This is a genomic window from Streptomyces sp. TLI_146, from assembly GCF_002846415.1.
Taxonomy (GTDB): Bacteria; Actinomycetota; Actinomycetes; order Streptomycetales; family Streptomycetaceae; genus Streptomyces.
The window spans coordinates 3280676-3302749 of record NZ_PJMX01000001.1 but is presented as its reverse complement, the minus strand read 5'-3'; the positions used below and the strand labels follow the sequence as shown (position 1 = coordinate 3302749).

The window sequence follows — 22074 nt, the reverse complement described above, 5'->3', positions numbered from 1 at the left end:
GCACGCCGGCTCGTGGCTCCGTGTACCTCGACGGGGCCGGTCATCGGCGTGCTTGCCGGTGACCGCTGAGCCGGTCATGTCCGTCGGGGTGGTCCGGCTTGTCGCGCCGGGCGGGCGACGACATATTCACGGTTGCGGGTCAGCGCCGGATTCGCACCGGCTTTCCCCCGTACGGGCATGGACGACGGGTTCACTGTAGCTTCCGCCTGCGGCGGGCGTGATCCCCCACCCCACCCCTTCCCGAAAGCCCTGGGCGGGCGGCCGGGTGCTTCGTCTGCGGACCGTGCTGGGTTGCTCGCGCAGTTCCCCGCGCCCCTTGAGTGCCGCTGCGCGGCGATCCCCTGGGTGCCGGGGTCCGGGGCGCAGCCCCGGGAAGGGGCGGGGCGGGGGCTAAACCGCCCGGTACGCCAGCGGCGGGCCCGGTACCCCCTCCGCCCGCCCCAGCTTCACCAGTCGCCGTACATGCGCCTCCGCCTCCGACACCGCGATGTTGCGCGAGCCGTAGGGGATCTGCGACCAGGGGCGGTTCCACTCCATCCGGACCGCCAGCTGCCAGGGGGTGAGGGGCTCGGCCGCCAGCAGGGAGAGCAGGTCCGCCAGGCGGGACTCGTGGTGGGCGAGGAGCGTACGGACCCGCCCGGCCGCGTCCGTGAACGTGTGCTGGTGGGCGGGGAGCACCTCCGCCACCCCCAGGCGGCCCACCCGCTCAAGGGAGGACACGTAGTCGCCGAGGGGATCGGTCACCGTCGCGTCGTCGGGGTCCTCGTACAGCCCGATGTGCGGAGTGATCCCGGGCAACAGGTGGTCGCCCGAGAACAGGCGGCCGTGACCCGGGCGGTCCGAGGGGTGCCGCTCCTCCAGGTGGAGGCAGACGTGGCCCGGCGTGTGACCGGGCGTCCAGATCGCCCGCAGCCGGCGGCCCGGCAGCGGCAGCAGGTCGCCGGGGACGATCTCCCGGTCGGGCAGAGCCGCCCGCAGGCCCGGCAGCGACCGGGCGGAACCCCGCGCCCGTGCCGCCCGCAGCGGCGCGAGGTGGTCCTCCGGCGCCCCCACCGCCGTCAGCTTCTCCACGAGATAGGACAGCCAGGCCCCCGGCTCCGCCTCCCGGGTGCGCCGGACCACCGCCGTGTCCGCCGCGTGCATCGCGAGCCACGCCCCGGACGCCTCCCGCACCCGGCCGGAGAGCCCGTGGTGGTCGGGGTGGTGGTGGGTGAGCACCACCCCGTGGATGTCCGCGACCTCGGTGCCGAGCCGCCGCAGGCCGTCCGTCAGCGTGTCCCAGGACGCCGGGTCGTCCCACCCCGTGTCGACCAGGACCGGGCCCCGGCCGGTGTCGACCACGTACACCAGCGTGTGGCCGAGCGGGTTGTCCGGGATGGGCACCTCGATCGAGTGGACGCCCCCGCCGTGGTCGGCCACCCGCGTCCCCCGTGCCATCTGCGTCATGGATCAGCCTCGTCTCCGACCGCCCCGGTGGGCACCGACAGGTCACAGTAGAACGTGTTTCAGTCCGGGCCTCAAGAGGTCTCCCGTCCGTGGACTCCTCATAGGGGAACTGGTATCAGTTCTGGCAGATCTGAAATGCCGTCAGAAAATGGACCGCAGCGGGAGGCGCCACGCCATGACCAGCGATCTCATCGAGCACACCCGGCTCTACATCGGCGGGGAACTCACCGACCCCCGCGGAACCGACGTCATCGACGTCGTCTCGCCCCACACCGAACAGGTCATCGGCCGGGTGCCGCACGCCTCCCGGGCCGACGTCGACCACGCCGTCGCCACCGCCCGCCGGGCCTTCGACGAGGGGCCCTGGCCACGGCTGCCGCTCGCCGACCGCATCGAGGTCGTCACCCGTATCAAGGACGCGATCGCCCTGCGCCACGAGGAGATCGCCCGCTCCATCAGCTCGCAGAACGGCTCCCCGTACTCCTGGAGCGTCCTCGCCCAGGCCCTCGGCGCGATGATGGTCTGGGACGCGGCCATCACCGTCGCGCGCGACTTCCCGTACGAGGAGCGGCGCGCCGGGGTCCTCGGGCCGATCCTGGTGCGGCGCGAGCCGGTCGGGGTGGTGGCGGCCGTCGTCCCGTGGAACGTCCCGCAGTTCGTGGCCGCCGCCAAGCTCGCGCCCGCGCTGCTCGCCGGGTGCTCGGTGGTGCTCAAGCCGTCCCCGGAGACGCCCCTCGACGCGTACATACTCGGCGACATCGCCCGCGAGGCCGGGCTGCCGGAGGGCGTGCTCTCGATCCTGCCCGCCGACCGGGAGGTCAGCGAGTACCTGGTCGGGCACCCGGATGTGGACAAGGTGTCGTTCACCGGGTCGGTGGCGGCCGGGCGGCGCGTGATGGAGGTCGCCGCGCGCAACCTCACCCGGGTCACCCTGGAGCTGGGCGGCAAGTCCGCCGCCGTCGTGCTGCCCGACGCCGACCTGGCGTCGACGGTCGCCGGAGTCGTACCGGCCGCGTGGATGAACAACGGGCAGGCGTGCGTCGCCCAGACCCGGATCCTGGCGCCCGCGAGCCGTTACGACGAGTTCGCGGAGGCGTTCGCGGCCGCCGCCGGGCAGCTGGTCGTCGGCGACCCGCTCGACCCGGCGACCCAGGTCGGCCCGCTGGTCGCCAAACGGCAGCAGCAGCGCTCGCTCGACTACATCCGGATCGGCCAGGAGGAGGGTGCCAAGATCCTTGCGGGCGGCGGCCGTCCGCCGGGGCGGGACCGGGGCTGGTACGTCGAGCCGACGCTGTTCGGCGCCGTCGACAACTCCATGCGGATCGCCCGCGAGGAGATCTTCGGGCCGGTGATCTGCCTCCTGCCGTACGCGGACGAGGCCGAGGCGCTGGCGATCGCGAACGACTCCGAGTACGGGCTCAGCGGCAGCGTGTGGACCGGCGACGTCGAGCACGGCATCGACTTCGCCCGGCGGGTGCGCACCGGCACGTTCAACGTGAACACCTTCAGCCTGGACATGTTCGGCCCGTTCGGCGGCTACAAGAACTCCGGTCTGGGGCGGGAGTTCGGGCCCGAGGGGCTCAGCGAGTACCTGGAGCACAAGATGATCCATCTGCCCGCCGGGTACGGGGGCGAGGCGTGATGGGGGACCGCTGGCACGTCGAGGTGGACCGGAGCGTGTGCATCGGGTCGGGGATGTGCGTGAACACCGCGCCGGAGGGGTTCGGGCTGGACACGGCCCGGCAGTCCCGGCCGCGGGCCGCCGACATCGACGCCGATGAACTTGTCCTCGCCGCGGCCGAGGGGTGCCCGGTGGAGGCCATCAGCATCAGCCTGCTTGAGTCCGGCGAGCCGGTCTTTCCTCCCGAGGAGTGAGCCGTCGTTTGTCTGCGGGCCGTCGGTGGCTGGTCGCGCAGTTCCCCGCGCCCCTGGAAGCGCCCCTTCGGGGCGCCCAGGGGATTGCCGCGCAGCGGCACTTAAGGAGCGCGGGGCTGTGACATTTGCGGCTCCGCCGCGCGGGCGCGATCAGTTGGGGACGGCCCGCAGCCGAATTGCCGGGCCCCGCACCCCTGTTCGAACCTCTACGAACGCAGGTTGACCCATGCGTACCGCACAGTGACCGCATGACACATGCGACTGTCCGGCCCCCGGCAGGCGTGGCACCTTCGTTGCCACGCCACCGAGGGGGGAACGATGGACAAGCGGTACGAGGTCTTCTGCCTGGCCGACAGGCATTTCTACGAGACTCCGGACCGTTTGTCCTCGTCCAGGACCGGTGAGCGGGTCCCGCTCTTCGAGGCCGCCCAGCGCCCGGTCCCCGAGGGGTGGCGCACCTTCCTCTCCGGGGACTGGCTCCACTTCAACCCGGTGAACGCGGCCGGCGAACCGCGCCCGGGCGCCCTCCTCCAGGGCTGGAAGATCCACGTCTCGGCGTGTCTGGACAACGCCGAGAAGATGGCCGCGCAGGTGTGGGAGTACTGCGTCCCCAGAGAGATCCCGTTCAAGTTCGTGCCGGGCCGCCAGCCGCTGCACCTGCGCAACTCCAAGTACGCCGGGCGTGGTTCGAGCGGGAAGTTCGCCACGATCTACCCGTCCGGGGTGGAGGAGCTGGAGCGCATACTCACCGAGCTCGGCGAGCTCCTGGAGGGTGAGCCGGGCCCGTACATCCTCACCGATCTGCGCTGGAACTCCGGGCCCCTGTACGTCCGTTACGGGGGATTCGTCGAGCGGCACTGCGTCGGCGAGGGCGGGGCGCTGGTCCCCGCGATCGAGAACGCCCGGGGCGAGCTGGTGCCCGACCGCCGCGACCCGGCCTTCCAGGTGCCCGAGTGGGTGGCGCTGCCGCCGTTCCTGCGGCCCCAGCTGGAGGCGCGCAACGCGACGACGGTCGCCGACCTGCCGTACCGCATCGAGCGGGCCCTGCACTTCTCCAACGGCGGCGGTGTGTACGCCGGGACGGACTCGCGCGACGGCAGCAAGGTCGTCCTCAAGGAGGCCCGGCCGTACGCCGGGCTGGCCGGTGACGGCTGCGACGCGGTCACCCGTCTGGAGCGGGAGAAGGCGGCCCTGGAGCGGCTCTCGGGGCTCGGCGTGGCGCCCGAGGTGCGCGACTGGTTCGAGCTGGGCGGTCACCGCTTCCTGGTCATGGACTTCCTGGAGGGGCGCACGCTGAACGCGTTCTTCGCCGAGCGCCACCCGTTGCTGGCCGTCGACCCCGACCCGGACGCGGTGGCCTCGTACACGGCCTGGGCGCTCTCGGTGCACCGGGCGGTGGAGGAGGCGGTCCAGGCGGTGCACTCGCGCGGCCTGGTCTGCAACGACCTGCACATGTTCAACGTGATGGTGGCCCCGGACGGGGGCGAGGCGGACGGCGGCCGCGAGGTCTCCGTGCAGCTGCTGGACTTCGAGGGCGCGGTGCCGGTCGAGGAGCACCAGGGGCAGACGATGGCGCACCCCGGGTTCATGGCCCCGCGCGACCGCACCGGCTTCGAGGTCGACCGGTACGCGCTGGCCTGTCTGCGGCTGGCGCTGTTCGTGCCGATGACGACGCTCCTCGTGGTGGACCAGGACAAGGCGGCGCATCTGGCGAAGGTCGCGGCGAGCCAGTTCCCCGCTGTGCCGGAAGGTTTCTTCGAGGAGGCGGTGCGGGTCATCCGGGGGACGGACGAGCCCCTGCCGCGGCCCTATCTGCCGGTGCGGCCCGCCGAGTGGCCCGCCGGGCGCGACTCGATGGTCCGCGCGATCCTCGCCTCCGCCACGCCCGAGCGCGAGGACCGGCTCTTCCCCGGTGACATCGCCCAGTTCTCGGACGGCGGCGGCCTCGGGGTCGCGCACGGCGCGGCCGGGGTGCTCTACGCCCTGGACGCCACCGGCGCCGACCGCTACCGGGACGGCGAGGAGTGGCTGCTGCGCCGCACCGAGCAGCCGCCCGCCGGCTGTCCGCTCGGCTTCTACGACGGGCTGAGCGGCGTCGCCTACGTCCTGGACCGGCTCGGCCACACCGAGCGCGCCCTCGACCTGGTCGACCGGGTGCTGGAGGAGAAGTGGCAGCGGCTCGCGCCCGGGCTGCACGGGGGCCTGGCCGGACTCGGGCTCGCCCTCGACTCGCTCGGCCGCACCACCGGCGAGGCCGATCTGCGAGACCGGGCGCTGGAAGCGGCCTGGATCATCGCCGGGCAGCCGGAGCCGGACGCGAGCGCGGGGCGCCCGCGCGCCGGGCTGCTGCACGGCGCCAGCGGCCCCGCCCTGCTCTTCCTGCGGCTCTACGAGCACACCGGCGAGCCCGCGCTCCTCGACCACGCCGCCGAGTTCCTGCGCCGCGACCTCGCGCGCTGCGTCACCGACCGCTCGGGCGCCCTCCAGGTCGACGAGGGCGCGCGGATCATGCCCTACCTCGGTGCGGGCGGCGTCGGCATCGCGATGGTGCTCGACGACTATCTGGCGCACCGCCACGACGAGCAGTTCGCCGCGGCCAGGGCCTCGATCCTGCCCACCGCGCGGCTGCGGTACTACGCCCAGCCGGGCCTGTTCAACGGCCGCGCGGGCATGGTGCTGCACCTCGCCCGCACCCGCGCCGCGCGCCCGGACCTGGACGCGCAGAGCGCGGCGCTCGCCTGGTACGCCGTGCCGTACGAGGGCCATCTGGCCTTCCCCGGCGACCAGATGATGCGGCTCTCCATGGACCTCGCGACCGGCACGGCGGGCGTTCTGCTCGCCCTGGGCTCCGTGCCCGGTGCCGTGTCCCCCCGAAGGCGCCCGGTCGGGCTGCCCTTCCTGCCGCCGCTTCCGGCGGCCCCCAAGACGGCCCCGCGAGGGGCCGGACGGTGAACCCGTCCCCACGGAAAGTTCCACGAGACAGAAGGAGATGGCGATGACACTTCTCGACCTGCAGAAGATGGAAACCCCCGAGACCACGGGTGGCGGCGGTGGCGGCGGCGACCAGAGCAGCCTGAGCCTGCTCGCGTGTGACAAGCACAGCTCGAACAGCTTCCTGCTCTGCCTCTGAGCACACGCACCACCCTGATCAAACCCTGTTGCACATGATCAACCTTGATCGAAATCGATCAACCGTGTGACGCGGCCCCGGGCGGATCTGCTCTCCGCCCGGGGCGTGCGCGCCCCGGAGGGCCCCTTGGCGCAGCGCCCCTTTCTCCGCGAGACCGTCCGGTACGGCGCGGCACCCGCCGCCCTCGTCCTGCTGCTGACCACGGCCCTCGCCGGGGCGGGTCTGGCCCTGCCGTGGGCGCTCGGCCGCACCCTCGACCTGCTGCTCGGCGACGACCGGGCGGCCGCGGGCCCCTGGCTCGCGCTGTGCGCGGCGCTCACCGGCGCCACCATCCTGCTCGGCGCCCTCGACGGCCTGGTGACCGCCACCGCCAACGCCCGTACCACCGCGTGGATACGCGACCGGGTGCTGCGCCACGTCCTCGCCACCGGGCCCCGCGCGGCCCTGCCCGAAGGCGACCTGGTGGCCCGGCTCGTCGGCAACGCGGCCCAGGCCGGCCCCGTGCCCGCCACGCTCGCCGCCACGCTCGCCGCCGTGATCACCCCGGTCGGCGGCCTGGTCGCGCTCGCCCTCACCGACGGGTGGACGGCCCTCGCGCTGCTCGCCGGGATGCCCGTACTCGCCCTGCTGCTCAAGGTGTTCGTCCGCGCCTCCGGCGACGCGGGCGCCGCCTATCTGCGCGCCCAGGGCGAGATCGCCGGACGGCTCACCGAGGCGGTGGAGGGCGCCCGCACCATCGCGGCCGCCGGAACCGCCGAACGGGACGCGGCCCGCATCCTCGCCCCGCTGCCCGAACTCTCCCGCCAGGGCTATCGCATGTGGCGCGTCACCGGCCGCTCCACCGCCCAGGCCGCCGCCCTGCTGCCGCTGCTCCAGCTCGCCGTGCTCGCGGTCGCCGGGCTGCGGCTCGCGGACGGCGCGCTGAGCGTCGGCGGGATGCTCGCGGCCTGGCGGTACGCGGTCCTCGCCACCGGCACCGGCGTCCTGGTCGGCCAGCTCAACGCCCTGGTGCGCGGCCGCGCCGCCACCGACCGCCTGGCCGAGGCGCTCGCCCCGCCCGCCATGACGTACGGGACGCGCCGACTTCCGGACGGAACCGGCGCGTTGGAGTTCCGGAGCGTCTCCACCGGACCCCTGCGCCAGGTCGACCTGTACGTGCCCGGCGGGGCGGTCGCCGCCGTGGTCGGGCGGTCCGGCAGCGGCAAGACGGCCCTCGCGGCGGTCGCGGGCCGGCTCGCGGACCCCGACCGGGGCACGGTCCTGGTCGACGGCGTCCCGCTGCCCGAGCTCTCCCGGGACGCGCTGCGCCGCGAGGTCGGCCACGCCTTCGCCCGCCCCGCGCTCCTCGGCGCCACCATCGGCGCCACGATCGCCTTCGGCGTCGGCGAACCGGGCCCCGAGGAGGTCCGGGCGGCCGCGCGGGCGGCCTGCGCCGACGAGTTCGTCCGCAGACTGCCGCTCGGCTACGACACGCCCTGCGCCGAGGCCCCCATGTCCGGCGGCGAGGCACAACGCCTGGGCCTGGCACGGGCGTTCGCGCACTGCGGGCGCCTCCTGATCCTCGACGACGCCACCTCCAGCCTGGACTCCGCCACCGAGCTGAAGGTCTCCCGCGCCCTGCTCGACGAGCTCACCCCCGGCACCCGGCTCATCGTCGCCCACCGGGTGACCACCGCGGCCCGCGCCGACCTCGTGGTGTGGCTGGACGGGGGCGGGGTGCGCGCGCTCGCCCCGCACGCGGAGCTGTGGCGGCTGCCCGAGTACCGCGCGGTGTTCGCCGAGGAGGCCGCGTGAAGGGGCGCCTGCTGAGGCTCGCGCGCCCCCGGTGGCGGGCGCTGCTCCGGCTCGCCGCCTGGTCGGCGCTGGAGGCGGGGGAGACGTTCCTGCTCGGCTACGCGCTGGCGCGGGCGCTCGACCGGGGCTTCCTCGCGGGCCACACGGGGACCGGCCTCGGCTGGCTCGGGCTTGCGGCGCTCGGCGTGCTGGCCGGGGCGTTCGGCACCGGCCGGGTGCATCTGGCGGTGGCCGCGCTCGTCGAACCCGTCCGCGACGACCTCGTCCGCAGGGTGGTGCGCCGGGCGCTGCGGGCGCCGGACGGGGCGGCGGTCTCCCGGCTCACCCACCAGGTGGAGATCGCCCGCGACACGCTCGCCGGTCTGGTGATGGTGTCGCGGACCTTCGTCGTCACGGCGGTCGGCGCGCTGATCGGGCTCTTCTCGCTGGCGCCGGTGCTGCTGCCGGTGGTGGCGCTGCCGCTGGCCGCCGGACTCGCCCTGTTCGTCGCCACCCTGCGCCCGCTGGCCCGCCGCCAGGAGGTGTTCCTGGCCGCCGACGAGGCGCTGGCCGCCGAACTCGGGCTCGCGGTCGGCGGGTTGCGGGACATCACGGCGGCCGGGGCGCAGGACCGGGTGGCGGCGGACGTACGGGAGCGGATCGACGCCGAGTTCCAGGCCTCGCGCGCACTGGCCCGCTGGGGCGTGCTGCGCACCCTCGCGGCCGGGATCGGCGGCCGCCTCACCGTGGTGCTGCTGCTCGCGGCGGCCCCCTGGCTGCTGGACCACGGCGTCACCCCGGGCGCGTTCGTGGGCGCCCTCGCCTATCTCACCCAGTCCCTGATCCCGGCCCTCCAGTCCCTGATGCAGGGGCTCGGGACCTCGGGGGCGCGGCTGTTCGTGGTGCTGCGGCGGCTCACGGCGGACGGGAGCGTCCAAGCGGAAGTCCAAACAGAGGTCCAAACAGAGGTCCAATCGGAGGCCCGAGCGGAGGCCCGAGCGGAGGCCCGAGCGGAGGTCCAAGGGGAAGTCCAAGCAGCCCCCTCCGGCACCCCCGGCCCCGACGAGGCCGTGCGGCTGCGGGGCGTCACCTTCGCGTACGGGCCGGGCGCGGCGCCCGTCGTCGACCGCCTGGACCTGACCGTGCCGCACGGCGGGCACCTGGCGGTCGTCGGACCCAGCGGAATCGGCAAGTCCACTCTGGCCGAGCTCATGGCGGGGGTGCGGGTCCCGGACAGCGGCGAGGTTTTACGCGGATGCGCGCGGGTCCTGGTGCCCCAGCAGGCGTACGTCTTCACCGATACCGTCCGCGCCAACCTCACCTATCTGTGCCCGGACGACCCGCCCGGCGACGAGGACCTGCTCGCCTGCTGCACGGCCGTGGGCGCCCGCGGACTCGTCGAGCGGCTCGGCGGACTCGACGCCCCTGTGCCACCGTCGGAACTCTCGGCGGGGGAGCGGCAGTTGATCGCACTGGCCCGGGCGTACGCGGCCCCCGCGCCCCTGGTCCTGCTCGACGAGGCGACCTGCCACCTCGACCCGGCGGCCGAGGCGCGGGCCGAGCGGGCGTTCGCCCGGCGGCCCGGGACGGCCCTGGTGGTCGTGGCGCACCGGACCGGCTCGGCGGGCCGGGCCCGGCAGGTGCTGGTCCTGGGCGGCGACGGGGTGGAGCGCGGTACGCACGACGAACTTCTCCAAAACTCCGCGTTCTACCGTGAGTTGACCGGATTACACCCATCCCTCGCCCTGGGAGATACGAATGGCGTCCACGCGGTTGCGGGCACCGGTCTTACGGGTGATCGCCGCCATGTAGTTCCGCACGGTCCCGTTGGACAGGTGGAGGCTGTGCGCGATGTCCGCGATCGAGGCGCCCTCGGCGGCGAGTGAGAGCACGCTCAGCTCCCGTCTCGTCAGCGGCATCTCGGCCGCCCGCAGGAACCCGTAGCCCAGCGAGTCGTCGACGAACCGACGACCCCCCGCCACCTGTCTTATGGCCGCCACCAGCCGCTCCGGGGTGGCGTCCTTGTCGACGTAGCCGAGGGCGTGCGCCTCCACGGCCTGGCGCAGCGGCCCGGGCCGGTTGGCGCTGGCCAGCACGACGAGCCGGGTGCCCCGCGACCCGTTGTGCCGGCTCTGTAACTCCCCCAGCGGCGCGATCCCGTACGAGTCGGAACAGTCGAGGTCCACGGCGCACACATCCGGCCGAAGGACCCGCGCGCGGGCGGGCGCACTGCACCACGGTGCGTGATGCACCTCCAGACCGGGTTCACGGGCCAGGCGGTCGGCAAGTGCCGACCGCATCAGACAGGCGTCGTGCACGAGAAGTACCCGGATCACGTTTCAGCCCCCTCCAGCTCCCCGCCTACCGGTTGCCTTCCTTTGGCACGCGAAACATTTCTATCGGCGCGCCGGGGGAGGGGAACCCGGATTATCGGCCATGGGGTGGCACGGGGGCGCGCACGGCGCACAGTCCGGCGCGGACCAGGAGCCCCCAGCGTGTCCGCGCGCCGGGCGCAAAGAGGGGGCGGGTTCGGCCGGTCCGACGGCGGTCCGGCGGCGATGCGGTATGTCCGATTCCGCTGCCGTCTCGCGAAGGTGCCTTCCGGGGCCTTACGGGGCCTTCCGGGGCGCCCTCCGGTGCCGTCGCCCGAGGGCCCTCAGCCGGATTCGGGGGCCGTGAGGTCGATCAGCCGGCACACCGTCTCGATGTCGATCTTCACCTGGGCGATCGAGGCCCGCCCCGACAGCCAGGTGATCAGCGCCGAGTGCCAGGTGTGCTCGATCACCCGGACCGCCGAGAGCTGCCGCGGGGTGGGGTGGTCCAGGCCCATCGCGTCCAGGATGATCGCGGTGGTCTGCCGGGAGACCGTGTCCACCTCGGGGCTGACCGAGCGGTCGGCGAAGGTGAGGGCGCGCACCATCGCGTCGGCGAGGTGCGGCTCGCGCTGGAGCGCGCGGAACGCCCGCATCAGCGTCTCGGCGACCCGCTCCGCGGCCGAGTCGCCGGACGGCGGGTGCTTGCGGAGCGTGGAGTGCAGATGCTGGAGCTGGTCCTGCATGGTGGCGACCAGCAGATGGATCTTGGACGGGAAGTAGCGGTAGAGCGTGCCGAGCGCGACCCCCGCGGCCTCGGCCACCTCGCGCATCTGGACCGCGTCGAAGCCGCCCCGGCTGGCCAGCTGGGCGCTGGCGTGCAGGATGCGGCGGCGGCGCGCCTCCTGGCGCTCGGTCAGGGCGGGCGAGGCGGCAATGGCTGCTTTGGCTTCCGCTGTCATCTGTCCCGTTCCGTCGTCCGGTCGTGCGCTTCGCCGACGTTCCCCGTGCGGGGTTTCCCGTGCGGACCCCGTGCCCCTGGTGGCCCGTTTCCGGGGGCACAGCATGGCAGGGGCCCCGGTGGTGGCGCGAATCACCCGATCCGGCCCTCACACGCGCGCTACCTGCCGGTAGATTCGAAGCTTCTTGAGGCTCCTCGGAGAGATCAAGAAGGATCAAGTCTGGAACTTGTTCTAGATTAGCGCGAGCGGTTACGCTCCGGCGAAACGCAGCGATGAAGGGGCCGCGAGTGACCGCAGAGGCCGTGGAGGCAAGCCCCCGCGCAGGGGAGCCGGCCCGTGCGGGCGACCGCCCGCTGCGGATCGCCCTCCTGACGTACAAGGGCAATCCGTTCTGCGGCGGCCAGGGCGTCTACGTACGCCACCTCTCCCGCGAACTCGCCCGCCTGGGGCACAGCGTGGAGGTCATCGGCGCCCAGCCGTACCCCGTCCTGGACGAGGGCGTGCCGCTCACCGAGCTCGCCAGCCTGGACCTGTACCGCTCGCCCGACCCGTTCCGTACGCCCAAGAGGGACGAGTACCGGGACTGGATCGACGGGCTCGAAGTCGCCACCATGTGGACCGGCGGTTTCCCCGAGCCGCTGACCTTCTCGCTGCGGGCCCGGCGCCACCTCGCCGCCCGCAAGGGCGAGTTCGACGTCATCCACGACAACCAGACGCTCGGCTACGGCCTGCTCGCGGACCTCGGCGCCCCCCTCGTCACCACGATCCACCACCCCATCACCGTCGACCGGCAGCTGGAGCTGGACGCCGCCGGCGACTGGAAGCGGCGCGCCTCCGTACGCCGCTGGTACGGCTTCACCCGGATGCAGAAGCGGGTCGCCCGCAGGCTGCCGTCCGTGCTCACCGTCTCCGGCTCCTCGCAGCGCGAGATCGTCGAGCACCTCGGGGTGCGCGAGGACCGCGTCTCCGTGGTGCACATCGGCGCCGACACCGACCTGTGGTCCCCGGACCCGGCGGTGGCCGAGGTGCCCGGCCGGATCGTCACCACCTCCAGCGCGGACGTCCCGCTCAAGGGCCTCGTCTTCCTCGTCGAGGCGCTCGCCAAGGTGCGCGCCGAGCACCCCGAGGCGCACCTCGTGGTCGTCGGCAAGCGCGCCGAGGACGGGCCGGTCGCCCAGGCCATCGAGAAGTACGGGCTCGGCGACGCGGTCCGGTTCGTCAAGGGCATCACCGACGCCGAGCTGGTCGACCTCGTACGGTCCGCGCAGGTCAGCTGTGTTCCTTCGCTGTACGAGGGGTTCTCGCTGCCGGCCGCAGAGGCGATGGCGACGGGGACGCCGCTGGTGGCCACGACCGGGGGCGCCATCCCCGAGGTCGCCGGGCCGGACGGGGAGACCTGCCTCGCGGTGCCGCCGGGTGAGCCGGGCGCGCTCGCCGCGGCCCTGAACCGCCTGTTGGCCGACCCGGAACTGCGCGCGCGGCTCGGCGCGGCCGGGCGGGAACGGGTCCTCGACCGGTTCACCTGGGCCCGGGCGGCCGAGGGCACCGCCGAGCTGTACCGCGCGGCGATCGTGGCGGGCGGCCGCTCCGCGGCCGGAAAGCGGACAGGGTGACCCGGCGAAGCCCCCGCCCCCGCACCTTCGGCCACCCAGGCCCCAGCCGCTCCGCGGCCCCGAACCCCGGCCGCTCCGCGGCCTCAAGGGGGTGGCGTCACCCCCAGGCTCCCGCAAGCTACGACCCTCGCGAAAGCAGGCATCCGTGCTGACCGTCGACTTCTCCCGCTTCCCGCTCGCCCCGGGCGACCGCGTGCTCGACCTGGGCTGCGGCGCGGGGCGGCACGCCTTCGAGTGCTACCGGCGCGGCGCGCAGGTCGTGGCGCTCGACCAGAACGGCGAGGAGATCCGCGAGGTCGCCAAGTGGTTCGCGGCGATGAAGGAGGCCGGTGAGGCGCCCGAGGGCGCGACCGCCACGGCGATGGAGGGCGACGCGCTCAACCTGCCCTTCCCCGACGAGTCCTTCGACGTCGTGATCATCTCCGAGGTCATGGAGCACATCCCGGACGACAAGGGCGTGCTCGCCGAGATGGTCCGGGTCCTCAAGCCGGGCGGCCGGATCGCGGTCACCGTGCCCCGCTACGGGCCGGAGAAGGTCTGCTGGGCGCTCTCCGACGCGTACCACGAGGTCGAGGGCGGCCACATCCGCATCTACAAGGCGGACGAGCTGCTCGCCAAGATGCGCGAGGCGGGCCTCAAGCCGTACGGCCAGCACCACGCGCACGCGCTGCACTCGCCGTACTGGTGGCTCAAGTGCGCCTTCGGCGTGGACAATGACAAGGCACTGCCGGTGCGGGCGTACCACAAGCTGCTCGTCTGGGACATCATGAAGAAGCCGCTGGTCACGCGGCTCGCGGAGCAGGCACTCAACCCGATCGTCGGCAAGAGCTTCGTGGCGTACGCGACCAAGCCGCACCTCGCCCGTTTCGACAAGGTCGCCGCCAAGTGACCTCACCGGAGCGGACCGAGCACCTCGTCCTGCCGGGGGTGCTCAGCGCGCAACAGGCCGCCGCCACGGTGGCCGGCATCCTCGCCGTGCAGCGCGAGGACGGCGCCATACCGTGGTTCCGCGGGCACCACCTGGACCCGTGGGACCACACCGAGGCCGCCATGGCGCTGGACGCGGCGGGCGAGCACGAGGCCGCCGCGCGCGCCTACGAGTGGCTGGCGCGGCACCAGAACGACGACGGGTCCTGGTACGCGGCGTACCACGACGGGGACTTCGAGCGGGTCACCGACCGGGGCCGGGAGACCAACTTCGTCGCGTACGTGGCGGTGGGCGTCTGGCACCACTACCTCGCCACCGGAGACGACACCTTCCTGGACCGGATGTGGCCGGTGGTGTACGCGGCCGTCGAGTTCGTGCTGCGGCTCCAGCAGCCGGGCGGGCAGATCGGCTGGAAGCGCGAGGAGGACGGCTCGCCCGTCACCGACGCGCTGCTGACCGGCAGCTCCTCGATCCACCAGGCGCTGCGGTGCGCGCTGGCCATCGCCGAGCAGCGCGAGGAGCCGCAGCCGGACTGGGAGCTGGCGACGGGCGCGCTCGCGCACGCCGTGGCCGCCCACCCCGAGCGCTTCCTGGACAAGTCCCGCTACTCCATGGACTGGTACTACCCCGTCCTCGGCGGCGCGGTGACCGGCGCCCAGGCGAAGGCGCGTATCGAGGCGCGCTGGGAGGACTTCGTGGTGCCCGGGCTGGGGGTGCGGTGCGTGCTGCCGAACCCGTGGGTGACGGGCGGCGAGAGCTGCGAACTGGCGCTCGCGCTGTGGGTGATGGGCGAGTCGGACCGCGCCCTGGAGATCCTCCAGTCCATCCAGCACCTGCGGGCCGGGGACGGCCTGTACTGGACGGGGTACGTCTTCGAGGGCAACCGGGCGGTGTGGCCCGAGGAGCTCACGACGTGGACGGCGGGGTCGCTGCTGCTCGCGGTGGCGGCGCTGGGGGGCGACGAGGCGACGACGGCGGTGTTCGGCGGCGAACGCCTGCCGCGGGGGCTCGCGCCCGAGTGCTGCGGTTAGCCCCTCCGGGGCCGCGCCCCTGGACCCCGGTGCGGGGCCCGCGGCCCCTGCACCCCGCTTCGCGTTCGTCTGCGCGACCAGCCCACCACCGGCCCGCAGACAAACACCGGGCACCCATACGGGCTCGCCCGAGTGGCGGTACCGGTCGGGGCGGGTGAGGCTGCCGGGGAGGACGACACATCTCCCCGGAGGTCACCGTGCCCAGTACGCTCAACTTCCGCCGCATACTCGTGGCGGTCGTCCTGTCCACCGCGGTTTTGGTGTCGACGACCGCCTGCGGAGGCGAGACCAAGAGCGCCCGCAACAGCCTGACCGCGGCGGAGGCCAGCGCCTCGCCGTCCCCGTCCGGCTCGTTCGAGAAGCAGAAGCTCGCCAAGACGCGGTTCGTCGCCAACGCGGGACTCGCGGCGGGCGCCGCCTACCAGTGGATCGTGAAGCCGTACAAGGCGGGCAAGTTCAAGAAGGGCACCAAGGGCCGGACGTTCGCCCTGGTCAAGGCAGGTCTGGCCGGCGCCTTCACATACAACCGGCTGAAGGCGGCCGTGAACAACGCCAAGGGCGACCCGCTCCTCTCCAAGGCCGTCGCCCCCCTCAGCTCCGGCATCGACTCGCTCAAGGACCTGGGCGGCAAGCTCCGCAAGGGCGACGCCACCGACGCCGACGTCGGGATGTTCGAGAAGGTCATCGGCGGGGTCAAGGACGCCGGCAAGAGCGCGGGCGCCGAGGTCAAGGACCAGGTGCCGTCCGCGTCGCAGCTCAGCGGCGGATGAGCGGGCGGCCCAGGGCCTAGCCGTTCAGCTCCGCCAGCACCCGCAGCGTCGTCAGGTCCGGTGAGGTGACCAGCAGGTCCGTCACCGGGCCCGCGCGCCAGGACTCCAGCCGCTCCGCGATCCGTTCGCGCGGCCCGACCAGCGAGATCTCGTCGGCGAAGGCGTCCGGCACGGCCCGGACCGCCTCCTCGCGGCGGCCCTCGCCGAACAGCGCCTGGATCCGGCGGGCTTCGGCCTCGTACCCCATCCGCGCCATCAGATCCGCGTGGAAGTTGCGGGCCGCGTGCCCCATCCCGCCGATGTAGAAGCCGAGCATCGCCTTCACCGGCAGCAGCCCCTCGGCCACGTCGTCGCAGACGTGCGCCCGGACCATGGGGGCGACGGTGAAGCCCTCGGGCGCCCCCGCCAGCGACGCCTCGTACACGTCGAGACGCGTCGGCGACCAGTACAGCGGCAGCCAGCCGTCCGCGATCCGGGTCGTCTGCGCGATGTTCTTGGGGCCCTCGGCGCCGAGCAGCACCGGCAGGTCCGCCCGCAGCGGATGCGTGATCGGCTTGAGCGGCCTGCCGAGGCCGGTGCCGTCCGCGCCCCGGTACGGGTGCGGGTGGAAGCGGCCGTCCAGCTCCACCGGCGCCCCGCGCCGCAGCACCTGCCGGATCACCTCCACGTACTCCCGCGTCGCGGTGAGCGGGCTGGACGGGAACGGCCGCCCGTACCACCCCTCCACCACCTGCGGCCCCGAAAGCCCCAGGCCGAGCAGTACGCGGCCGCCGGAGAGGTGGTCCAGGGTCAGCGCGTGCATGGCGGTCGCGGTGGGTGTGCGGGCGGCCATCTGCGCGACGGCGGTGCCCAGTCCGATACGGGAGGTGTGCGCGGCGATCCAGGTCAGCGGCGTGAACGCGTCCGACCCCCAGGCCTCCGCGGTCCAGACTGAGTCGTACCCGAGCCGCTCGGCTTCTTGGGCGAGTTCCAGATGCCCGGGGTCGGGACCGCGTCCCCAGTACCCGAGTGCGAGTCCAAGGCGCATGACGAGAGCCCCCAACCAGAATGATCTGACGGACCGTCAGGGGAGCGTACGGCAAAGGCCCCCCGCCCGAAAGGGGGCGAGGGGCCATGACGCATGTGCCACTAGGGGCGCGAGGAACTGCGCGACCAGCCACGCACGGTCCGCGGTCGAAGCAACCGGCAACTAGCCGCGCTGGATACCGGTCGTGTCCTGGAGGACACCACGACGGCCGTCCTGCGTCTGCGCGACCAGGGCCGCACCGCGCTGCTCCACGGCCAGGTACCACGTGCCGGGCGCGAGCTCCGCGATCGGCGTGGGGGAGCCGTCCTCCGCGTACAGCGGACGGGCCACCGGGACGGCGAACCAGAACGGGGCGAAGTCCCCGGCCGGAGCACCGGCCGCGGGGGCCGGGGCCGACTGGGCCGCGGCGCCGGGCGCCGGGGTCTGGCCGCCCTGGCTCGGGTCGGTGCCCGCGGCACCGTACGGCTGGGGCTGCGGCTGGGCGCCGCCCGGGTAGCCGTAGCCGCCCGCGGGCTGCCCGCCGTAGGGCTGGCCGCCGTACGGGGCCACGGCCGGACGCGGGGCGCCCATCAGCGGGGCCTTGAGCGCGGCCACCATCGGACCGGCCACCGCGCCGGCGGCGAGCACCAGCGCGGAGATCAGGCCGAGGATCATGCCGGCGCCGGCGCTGTCCATGTCGATGATGGTCCAGAACGCGGTCCACGCGGAGAAGATCGTGAAGGCGGTACCGAACTGGGCCAGGTCCATCCCGGCGATCTTCTTCGGCTGCGGCAGCGAGCGGGCCACGACGATGAGGACCGCTCCGATGATGCCGGCCAGGAACATGCTCATCAGCAGGCCCAGCGCGTCCCACGCGTTCGGAACGTTGGCGTGGGAGCAGATGGAGCCGACGCATGCGTTGTCGACCGAGTAGAGATCGAGGAACGAGGCGATGAACAGCACCACCGCTGCTCCGATCACCACGCCGTCGCCTCGCGTGAGGGAGCGGATGTTCACGTAATAGTCCTTTTTGGGTCGTCTCGTCGGGGCGGTCATCGCTGCCGCCGGTGTACGTGCACACGGCGCGAAGCACGGGGGCGGTTCCCCGCCCGGAGGAGAATCTATCGTCTGACCGGGTGGGAAGTCCCCCCGGTGCTCAGACCGTGACCGACCCGCAGCCGACCGTTCGCGTCGGCGACCCCTTCACTTCTGCAGGAAGCTGCTGATCCCGTCCGCGATCCCCTGGGCCGCCTTCTGCCGCCAATCCGCGTTCGTCAGCAGGGCCGCGTCGCCGGAATCCCGCATGTTCCCGCACTCGATGAACACCTTCGGCACGGTCGACAGATTGAGCCCGCCGAGGTCCTTCCGGACGTCCAACGCGGTGCCGTCGCCCACGTAGTTGGAGGGCGGCATGCCGGTGGCGTGCACGAACTTCCCCGCGATCCTCACACCCAGCTCACGCGAGGGGGCCACGATCGGGGCGGTGTTCGCCTTCCCCGCGTTCACCAGGGCGGGCAGGATCACATGGAAGCCGCGCTGCCCCTCGGCCGCGCCGTCGGCGTGCACCGAGACGACCGCGTCGGCCTTCGCCCGGTTGCCGATCGCCGCCCGCTCGTCCACGCACGGGCCGAACGGCCGGTCGTTGTCCTGGGTGTACGTGACGGTCGCGCCCAGCTTCTCCAGTAGCGCCCGGAGGCGGTGCGAGACGTCCAGGGTGAACGCGGCCTCGGTGTAGCCGCCTTTGGTGTCGGTGCCGGTGGTGTCGCACTCCTTCTTGTTCGTCCCGATGTCGACCTGGCGGTTGATCTCGGCGGCGTGCTCGAAGTTGCTCGGGTTGTGCCCCGGGTCGATCACCACGACCCGCCCGGCGAGCGGCCCGGTCGGCCGGGCCGACTGGGTGGAGGGCGCGACGGAGGGCGAGACGGACGGCGAGGGGGTCGCCGTCACCGTGACCGTCGGCGGCCGGGTGTTCCCCGAGGGGACCACGGCGGGCCCGCTCGGCAGCGGCAGCACCCTCGGCGGCTTGTCGTCCTGGCCGCCGGAGCCGCCCATGGCCTGCCACACCAGCCACCCGGCCAGGGCGGTCGGGACCAGCGCGGCGGTGGCGATGACGAGATTGCCGCGCAGACGGCGCCGGGCGGGGGTGGGGGACTCGCTGTCGTACGACACGCTGCGATGCTAGCGGGGGAGCTCTGCGGGGGCGTGGTTCCCGCGTGCGCCGAAGGGGTGCACTGCGGTGTGCGCCGTCACACCCCGGCGCGCGTGCGGCGCAGCACGCGCAGCGAGTCGGTGGCCGAGACCTCGGTGAACGCGCCGGAGGCCAGCGCGCGCAGATAGACGCGGTACGGGGCTTGGCCGGTGAACTCGTCGACCGGGTCGGGGAAGACGTCGTGGATCACCAGCAGGCCGCCCTCGGCGAGGTGCGGGGCCCAGCCCTCGTAGTCCCCGTTCGCGTGCTCGTCGGTGTGGCCGCCGTCGATGAAGACGAGCCCGACCTCGCCGCCCCAGGCCCGCGCCACCTGCGGCGAGCGGCCGACGACCGCGATCACGTGGTCCTCCAGGCCCGCCTTGTGCAGGGTGCGGCGGAAGGTGGGCAGGGTGTCCATCAGGCCGACCTCCGGGTCGACCACGCTCGGGTCGTGGTACTCCCAGCCGGGCTGCTGCTCCTCGCTGCCCCGGTGGTGGTCGACGGTGACGGCGACGGTCCCGGCGGCGCGGGCGGCGTCGGCGAGCAGCAGCGTGGAGCGGCCGCAGTAGGTGCCGACCTCCAGGAGCGGCAGGCCGAGCGCGCCCGCCGCCACGGCCGCGTCGTAGAGGGCGAGCCCTTCGCGTACGGGCATGAACCCCTTGGCGGCCTCGAAGGCGGCGAGGATCTCCGGCTTGGGTGTCGCCATGGCGGGGCTCCCGTGGTTGTGCGCGCGGAACGCGTGGAGGGTGGCGCCACATCGTAATCCCCGCCGAACAGGCCCCTCGCCGGTGAATCCCGTCCCCGATCTGACCTTCCGTCAGATTGGAACGTGTTCTAGTCTGTCGCCGTTCCAGTGGCGGCCGCGGCGGCGGGGGAGTGCGCATGGGCATCGGAATCACCCGGGAGCAGCGGGAGCTGGCCGAGGCGGTACGCGGCTGGCTGGCGCGGGCCGTGCCGGTCGAGGAGGTGCGCAAGCTGCTGGACGCACCCGCCGGGGACGCCCGCCCGCCGTACTGGGACGCGCTGGCCGGGCAGGGCCTGCTCGGCGTCCACCTGGGCGAGCGACACGGCGGCGGGGGCCTGGTGGAGCTCGCGGTGGTCCTGGAGGAGGCGGGCAGGGGCGCGCTGCCCGGCCCGTACCTGCCGAGCGTGCTCGCGGCGGGGCTTCTGGAGCGGGCCGGGCACCTGGCGACGGTGGACGCGATCGCGGCCGGGGCCCGGACAGCCGCCGTGGCGCTCGGTCCCGGGGGCCTCACCGCCGTACGGGACCCGGCGGGCTGGACGCTCGACGGGGTCGCGCCGCCCGTGCTCGCCGGGGCCCAGGCCGACCTGCTGGTCCTGGCCGCCCGGGCGGGCGAGGAGACGCTGTGGCTGGCGGTGGACGCGGCGGACCTGGGCGTACGGGCGCACGACGGCGCCGATCCCACCCGCCCCACCGCCGAGGTCGCCGCGCACGGCCTCACGGTCGCGGACGACCGGGTGCTGGCCGTGGACCCCGAGCTCGTACGGGACCTCGCGGCCGTCCTCTTCGCGGCCGAGGCGTGCGGCACCGCGGGCTGGGCGCTGGAGACGGCGGTCGCCCACGCCAAGGTGCGCGAGCAGTTCGGGCGGCCGATCGGGCGGTTCCAGGCGGTCAAGCACCTCTGCGCGGACATGCTGGTCCGGGTCGAGCAGGCGCGGGCGCTGGTGTGGGACGCGGCGCGGGCGGCGGACTCGGAGGGAGCCGAGGTGCGCGGCCTGGTCGCCTCGCTGGCGGCGGGCACGGCTCTGGACGCGGCGTTCAGCTGCGCCCAGGACTGCGTCCAGATCCTCGGCGGCATCGGCTTCACCTGGGAGCACGACGCCCATCTGCGTCTGCGCCGCGCCCTGGTGGCCCGCCAGCTCCTGGGCGCCGGGGACGCCCACCGGCAGCGGGCCGTCCGGCTCGCCGGGGCCGGGGCGCGCCGGGAACTGCGCCTGGAGCTGCCCGGGGAGGCGGAGGAGTTCCGGGGCCCGGCACGGGAGGCGGCCCGGTCCGTACGCGGCCTCGACCCGGCGGCCGCCCGGCGGACCCTCGCCCCCACCGGCTACGCCGCCCCGCACCTGCCGCCTCCCTACGGCCTGGGTGCCGGCCCGGTCCAGCAGCTGGTCGTCCAGGAGGAGTTGAGGGCGGCCGGGGTGAAGGTCGCCGAGCTGGGGATCGGGACCTGGGTGGTGCCGTCGTTGCTGGCGTACGGGACGCGCGAGCAGCAGGAGCGCTTTCTGCTGCCGACCCTGCGCGGGGACCTGCTGTGGTGCCAGCTGTTCTCGGAGCCGGAGGCGGGCTCGGACCTGGCGAGCCTGCGGACCCGGGCCGAGCGCACCGGCGACGGCTGGCGGATCACCGGCCAGAAGGTGTGGACGAGCGCGGCCCAGTGGGCGGACCACGGGATCCTGCTCGCCAGGACCGATACCGAGGCCCCCAAGCACGAGGGCCTCACCTACTTCCTCGTGGACATGAAGAACACGCCCGGGATCGACATCCGCCCGCTCCGCGAGATCACCGGGGACGCGCTCTTCAACGAGGTGTACTTCGACGGGGCGCCGCTGCCGCCCGACGCGGTCGTCGGCGAGGTGGGCGGCGGCTGGCGGGTCGCCCGCAACACCCTGGGCAACGAACGTGTCCACATGGCCGACCAGTTGACCTTCGACACCGGTCTGGAGTCGCTGCTGACCCGCGCGGAAGGCCTGGACGGCTCGTACCGCGCCCGGATCGGCGCCCTGGCCGCCGAGGCGCACGCGCTCGCCTGCATCGGGCTGCGCACCACCACGCTCCAGGTGTCGGGCCTGGAGCCCGGCGCCGGGGCCAGCGTGCGCAAGCTCGTCCAGACCGCTCACCAGCAGAAGGTGGCCGACCTGGCCCTGGAGCTGCTCGGCCCGGCGGGCGCGGCGGCCGAGGGCCCGGCGCGGCGGGCCGTCCACGGCTATCTGATGTCCCGCTGTCTGACGATCGCGGGCGGCACCACGCAGGTCCAGCTCAATGTCGTGGCCGAGCGGATCCTCGGCCTGCCGCGAGACTGAA

The 22074-nt window shown here is 73.8% G+C and carries 17 protein-coding genes, 1 pseudogene and 1 riboswitch; of the genes and pseudogenes, 11 read left to right on the top strand and 7 right to left on the bottom strand.

Annotated elements, in window-relative coordinates; all coding sequences use genetic code 11:
• Nucleotides 1-65 precede the first annotated feature (65 nt).
• A riboswitch (cobalamin riboswitch) is annotated at nucleotides 66-203 on the bottom strand.
• A 187-nt stretch (nucleotides 204-390) separates the two neighbouring features.
• Nucleotides 391-1446 carry an MBL fold metallo-hydrolase gene (locus BX283_RS15005; protein ID WP_373979172.1) on the bottom strand — a complete coding sequence of 352 codons (1056 nt, stop codon included), beginning with the start codon at nucleotides 1444-1446 and terminating at the stop codon, nucleotides 391-393.
• 175 nt (nucleotides 1447-1621) lie between these two features.
• Between BX283_RS15005 and BX283_RS15000 the strand changes: the two genes are divergently transcribed.
• The 6 genes from BX283_RS15000 (at nucleotide 1622) to BX283_RS42440 (ending at nucleotide 10110) form a co-directional block, all read left to right on the top strand.
• Nucleotides 1622-3088 (top strand): aldehyde dehydrogenase, encoded by a 1467-nt coding sequence (locus tag BX283_RS15000; RefSeq protein ID WP_101388126.1) that lies wholly within the window; start codon nucleotides 1622-1624, stop codon nucleotides 3086-3088.
• Entirely contained in the window at nucleotides 3088-3321 is a 234-nt protein-coding gene (locus tag BX283_RS14995; protein ID WP_180357450.1) for a ferredoxin, read from the top strand. Before BX283_RS15000 ends, BX283_RS14995 begins: the two co-directional genes overlap by 1 nt.
• Before the next feature lie 318 nt (nucleotides 3322-3639).
• Nucleotides 3640-6273: a class III lanthionine synthetase LanKC gene (lanKC, locus tag BX283_RS14990; RefSeq protein ID WP_101388124.1), complete on the top strand. Its 2634-nt coding sequence runs from the start codon at nucleotides 3640-3642 to the stop codon at nucleotides 6271-6273.
• A 43-nt stretch (nucleotides 6274-6316) separates the two neighbouring features.
• A complete protein-coding gene (locus BX283_RS14985; protein WP_101388123.1) occupies nucleotides 6317-6451 on the top strand; it encodes a SapB/AmfS family lanthipeptide in 135 nt (44 codons plus the stop codon).
• Between the two features lie 66 nt (nucleotides 6452-6517).
• Nucleotides 6518-8245, top strand: a complete 1728-nt coding sequence (locus tag BX283_RS14980; RefSeq protein WP_257582828.1) for an ABC transporter ATP-binding protein — start codon at nucleotides 6518-6520, stop codon at nucleotides 8243-8245.
• Entirely contained in the window at nucleotides 8242-10110 is a 1869-nt protein-coding gene (locus BX283_RS42440) for an ATP-binding cassette domain-containing protein (protein ID WP_373979171.1), read from the top strand. Before BX283_RS14980 ends, BX283_RS42440 begins: the two co-directional genes overlap by 4 nt.
• Here BX283_RS42440 and BX283_RS14970 read toward each other — a convergent pair.
• Nucleotides 10036-10542, bottom strand: a pseudogene (locus BX283_RS14970) (LuxR C-terminal-related transcriptional regulator); the annotation flags it as partial. The gene BX283_RS42440 and the pseudogene BX283_RS14970 overlap by 75 nt on opposite strands.
• Nucleotides 10543-10880: 338 nt before the next feature.
• Nucleotides 10881-11498: a TetR family transcriptional regulator gene (locus BX283_RS14965; protein WP_101388121.1), complete on the bottom strand. Its 618-nt coding sequence runs from the start codon at nucleotides 11496-11498 to the stop codon at nucleotides 10881-10883.
• 287 nt (nucleotides 11499-11785) lie between these two features.
• Between BX283_RS14965 and BX283_RS14960 the strand changes: the two genes are divergently transcribed.
• From BX283_RS14960 to BX283_RS14945, 4 genes are all read left to right on the top strand, one after another.
• A complete protein-coding gene (locus BX283_RS14960) occupies nucleotides 11786-13111 on the top strand; it encodes a glycosyltransferase family 4 protein (RefSeq protein ID WP_101388120.1) in 1326 nt (441 codons plus the stop codon).
• Between the two features lie 145 nt (nucleotides 13112-13256).
• On the top strand, nucleotides 13257-14000 hold the full coding sequence (locus tag BX283_RS14955; protein WP_101388119.1) for a class I SAM-dependent methyltransferase: 744 nt from the start codon (nucleotides 13257-13259) through the stop codon (nucleotides 13998-14000).
• A complete protein-coding gene (locus BX283_RS14950; protein WP_101388118.1) occupies nucleotides 13997-15070 on the top strand; it encodes a prenyltransferase in 1074 nt (357 codons plus the stop codon). The genes BX283_RS14955 and BX283_RS14950 overlap by 4 nt, the downstream gene beginning before the upstream one ends.
• Nucleotides 15071-15267: 197 nt before the next feature.
• Nucleotides 15268-15840, top strand: a complete 573-nt coding sequence (locus BX283_RS14945) for a hypothetical protein (RefSeq protein WP_101388117.1) — start codon at nucleotides 15268-15270, stop codon at nucleotides 15838-15840.
• 16 nt (nucleotides 15841-15856) lie between these two features.
• Here BX283_RS14945 and BX283_RS14940 read toward each other — a convergent pair whose 3' ends face one another.
• The 4 genes from BX283_RS14940 to BX283_RS14925 form a co-directional block, all read right to left on the bottom strand.
• Nucleotides 15857-16867, bottom strand: coding sequence for an LLM class F420-dependent oxidoreductase (locus tag BX283_RS14940; RefSeq protein WP_101388116.1), 1011 nt, complete (start codon nucleotides 16865-16867; stop codon nucleotides 15857-15859).
• A gap of 162 nt (nucleotides 16868-17029) precedes the next feature.
• Nucleotides 17030-17863 carry a hypothetical protein gene (locus BX283_RS14935; protein ID WP_101388115.1) on the bottom strand — a complete coding sequence of 278 codons (834 nt, stop codon included), beginning with the start codon at nucleotides 17861-17863 and terminating at the stop codon, nucleotides 17030-17032.
• A 186-nt stretch (nucleotides 17864-18049) separates the two neighbouring features.
• Nucleotides 18050-19015 (bottom strand): N-acetylmuramoyl-L-alanine amidase, encoded by a 966-nt coding sequence (locus BX283_RS14930; RefSeq protein ID WP_101388114.1) that lies wholly within the window; start codon nucleotides 19013-19015, stop codon nucleotides 18050-18052.
• Nucleotides 19016-19092: 77 nt separating this feature from the next.
• Nucleotides 19093-19740 carry a class I SAM-dependent methyltransferase gene (locus BX283_RS14925; protein ID WP_101388113.1) on the bottom strand — a complete coding sequence of 216 codons (648 nt, stop codon included), beginning with the start codon at nucleotides 19738-19740 and terminating at the stop codon, nucleotides 19093-19095.
• Nucleotides 19741-19916: 176 nt separating this feature from the next.
• Between BX283_RS14925 and BX283_RS14920 the strand changes: the two genes are divergently transcribed.
• On the top strand, nucleotides 19917-22073 hold the full coding sequence (locus tag BX283_RS14920; RefSeq protein ID WP_101388112.1) for an acyl-CoA dehydrogenase: 2157 nt from the start codon (nucleotides 19917-19919) through the stop codon (nucleotides 22071-22073).
• The last annotated feature ends 1 nt before the right edge of the window (nucleotide 22074 follow it).

Coding starts and splice junctions, on each gene's coding strand:
- BX283_RS15005 (WP_373979172.1), bottom strand. CDS start 1,446: ATGACGCAGATGGCACGGGGGACGCGGGTGGCCGACCACGGCGGGGGC.
- BX283_RS15000 (WP_101388126.1), top strand. CDS start 1,622: ATGACCAGCGATCTCATCGAGCACACCCGGCTCTACATCGGCGGGGAA.
- BX283_RS14995 (WP_180357450.1), top strand. CDS start 3,088: ATGGGGGACCGCTGGCACGTCGAGGTGGACCGGAGCGTGTGCATCGGG.
- lanKC (WP_101388124.1), top strand. CDS start 3,640: ATGGACAAGCGGTACGAGGTCTTCTGCCTGGCCGACAGGCATTTCTAC.
- BX283_RS14985 (WP_101388123.1), top strand. CDS start 6,317: ATGACACTTCTCGACCTGCAGAAGATGGAAACCCCCGAGACCACGGGT.
- BX283_RS14965 (WP_101388121.1), bottom strand. CDS start 11,498: ATGACAGCGGAAGCCAAAGCAGCCATTGCCGCCTCGCCCGCCCTGACC.
- BX283_RS14940 (WP_101388116.1), bottom strand. CDS start 16,867: ATGCGCCTTGGACTCGCACTCGGGTACTGGGGACGCGGTCCCGACCCC.
- BX283_RS14925 (WP_101388113.1), bottom strand. CDS start 19,740: ATGGCGACACCCAAGCCGGAGATCCTCGCCGCCTTCGAGGCCGCCAAG.
- BX283_RS14920 (WP_101388112.1), top strand. CDS start 19,917: ATGGGCATCGGAATCACCCGGGAGCAGCGGGAGCTGGCCGAGGCGGTA.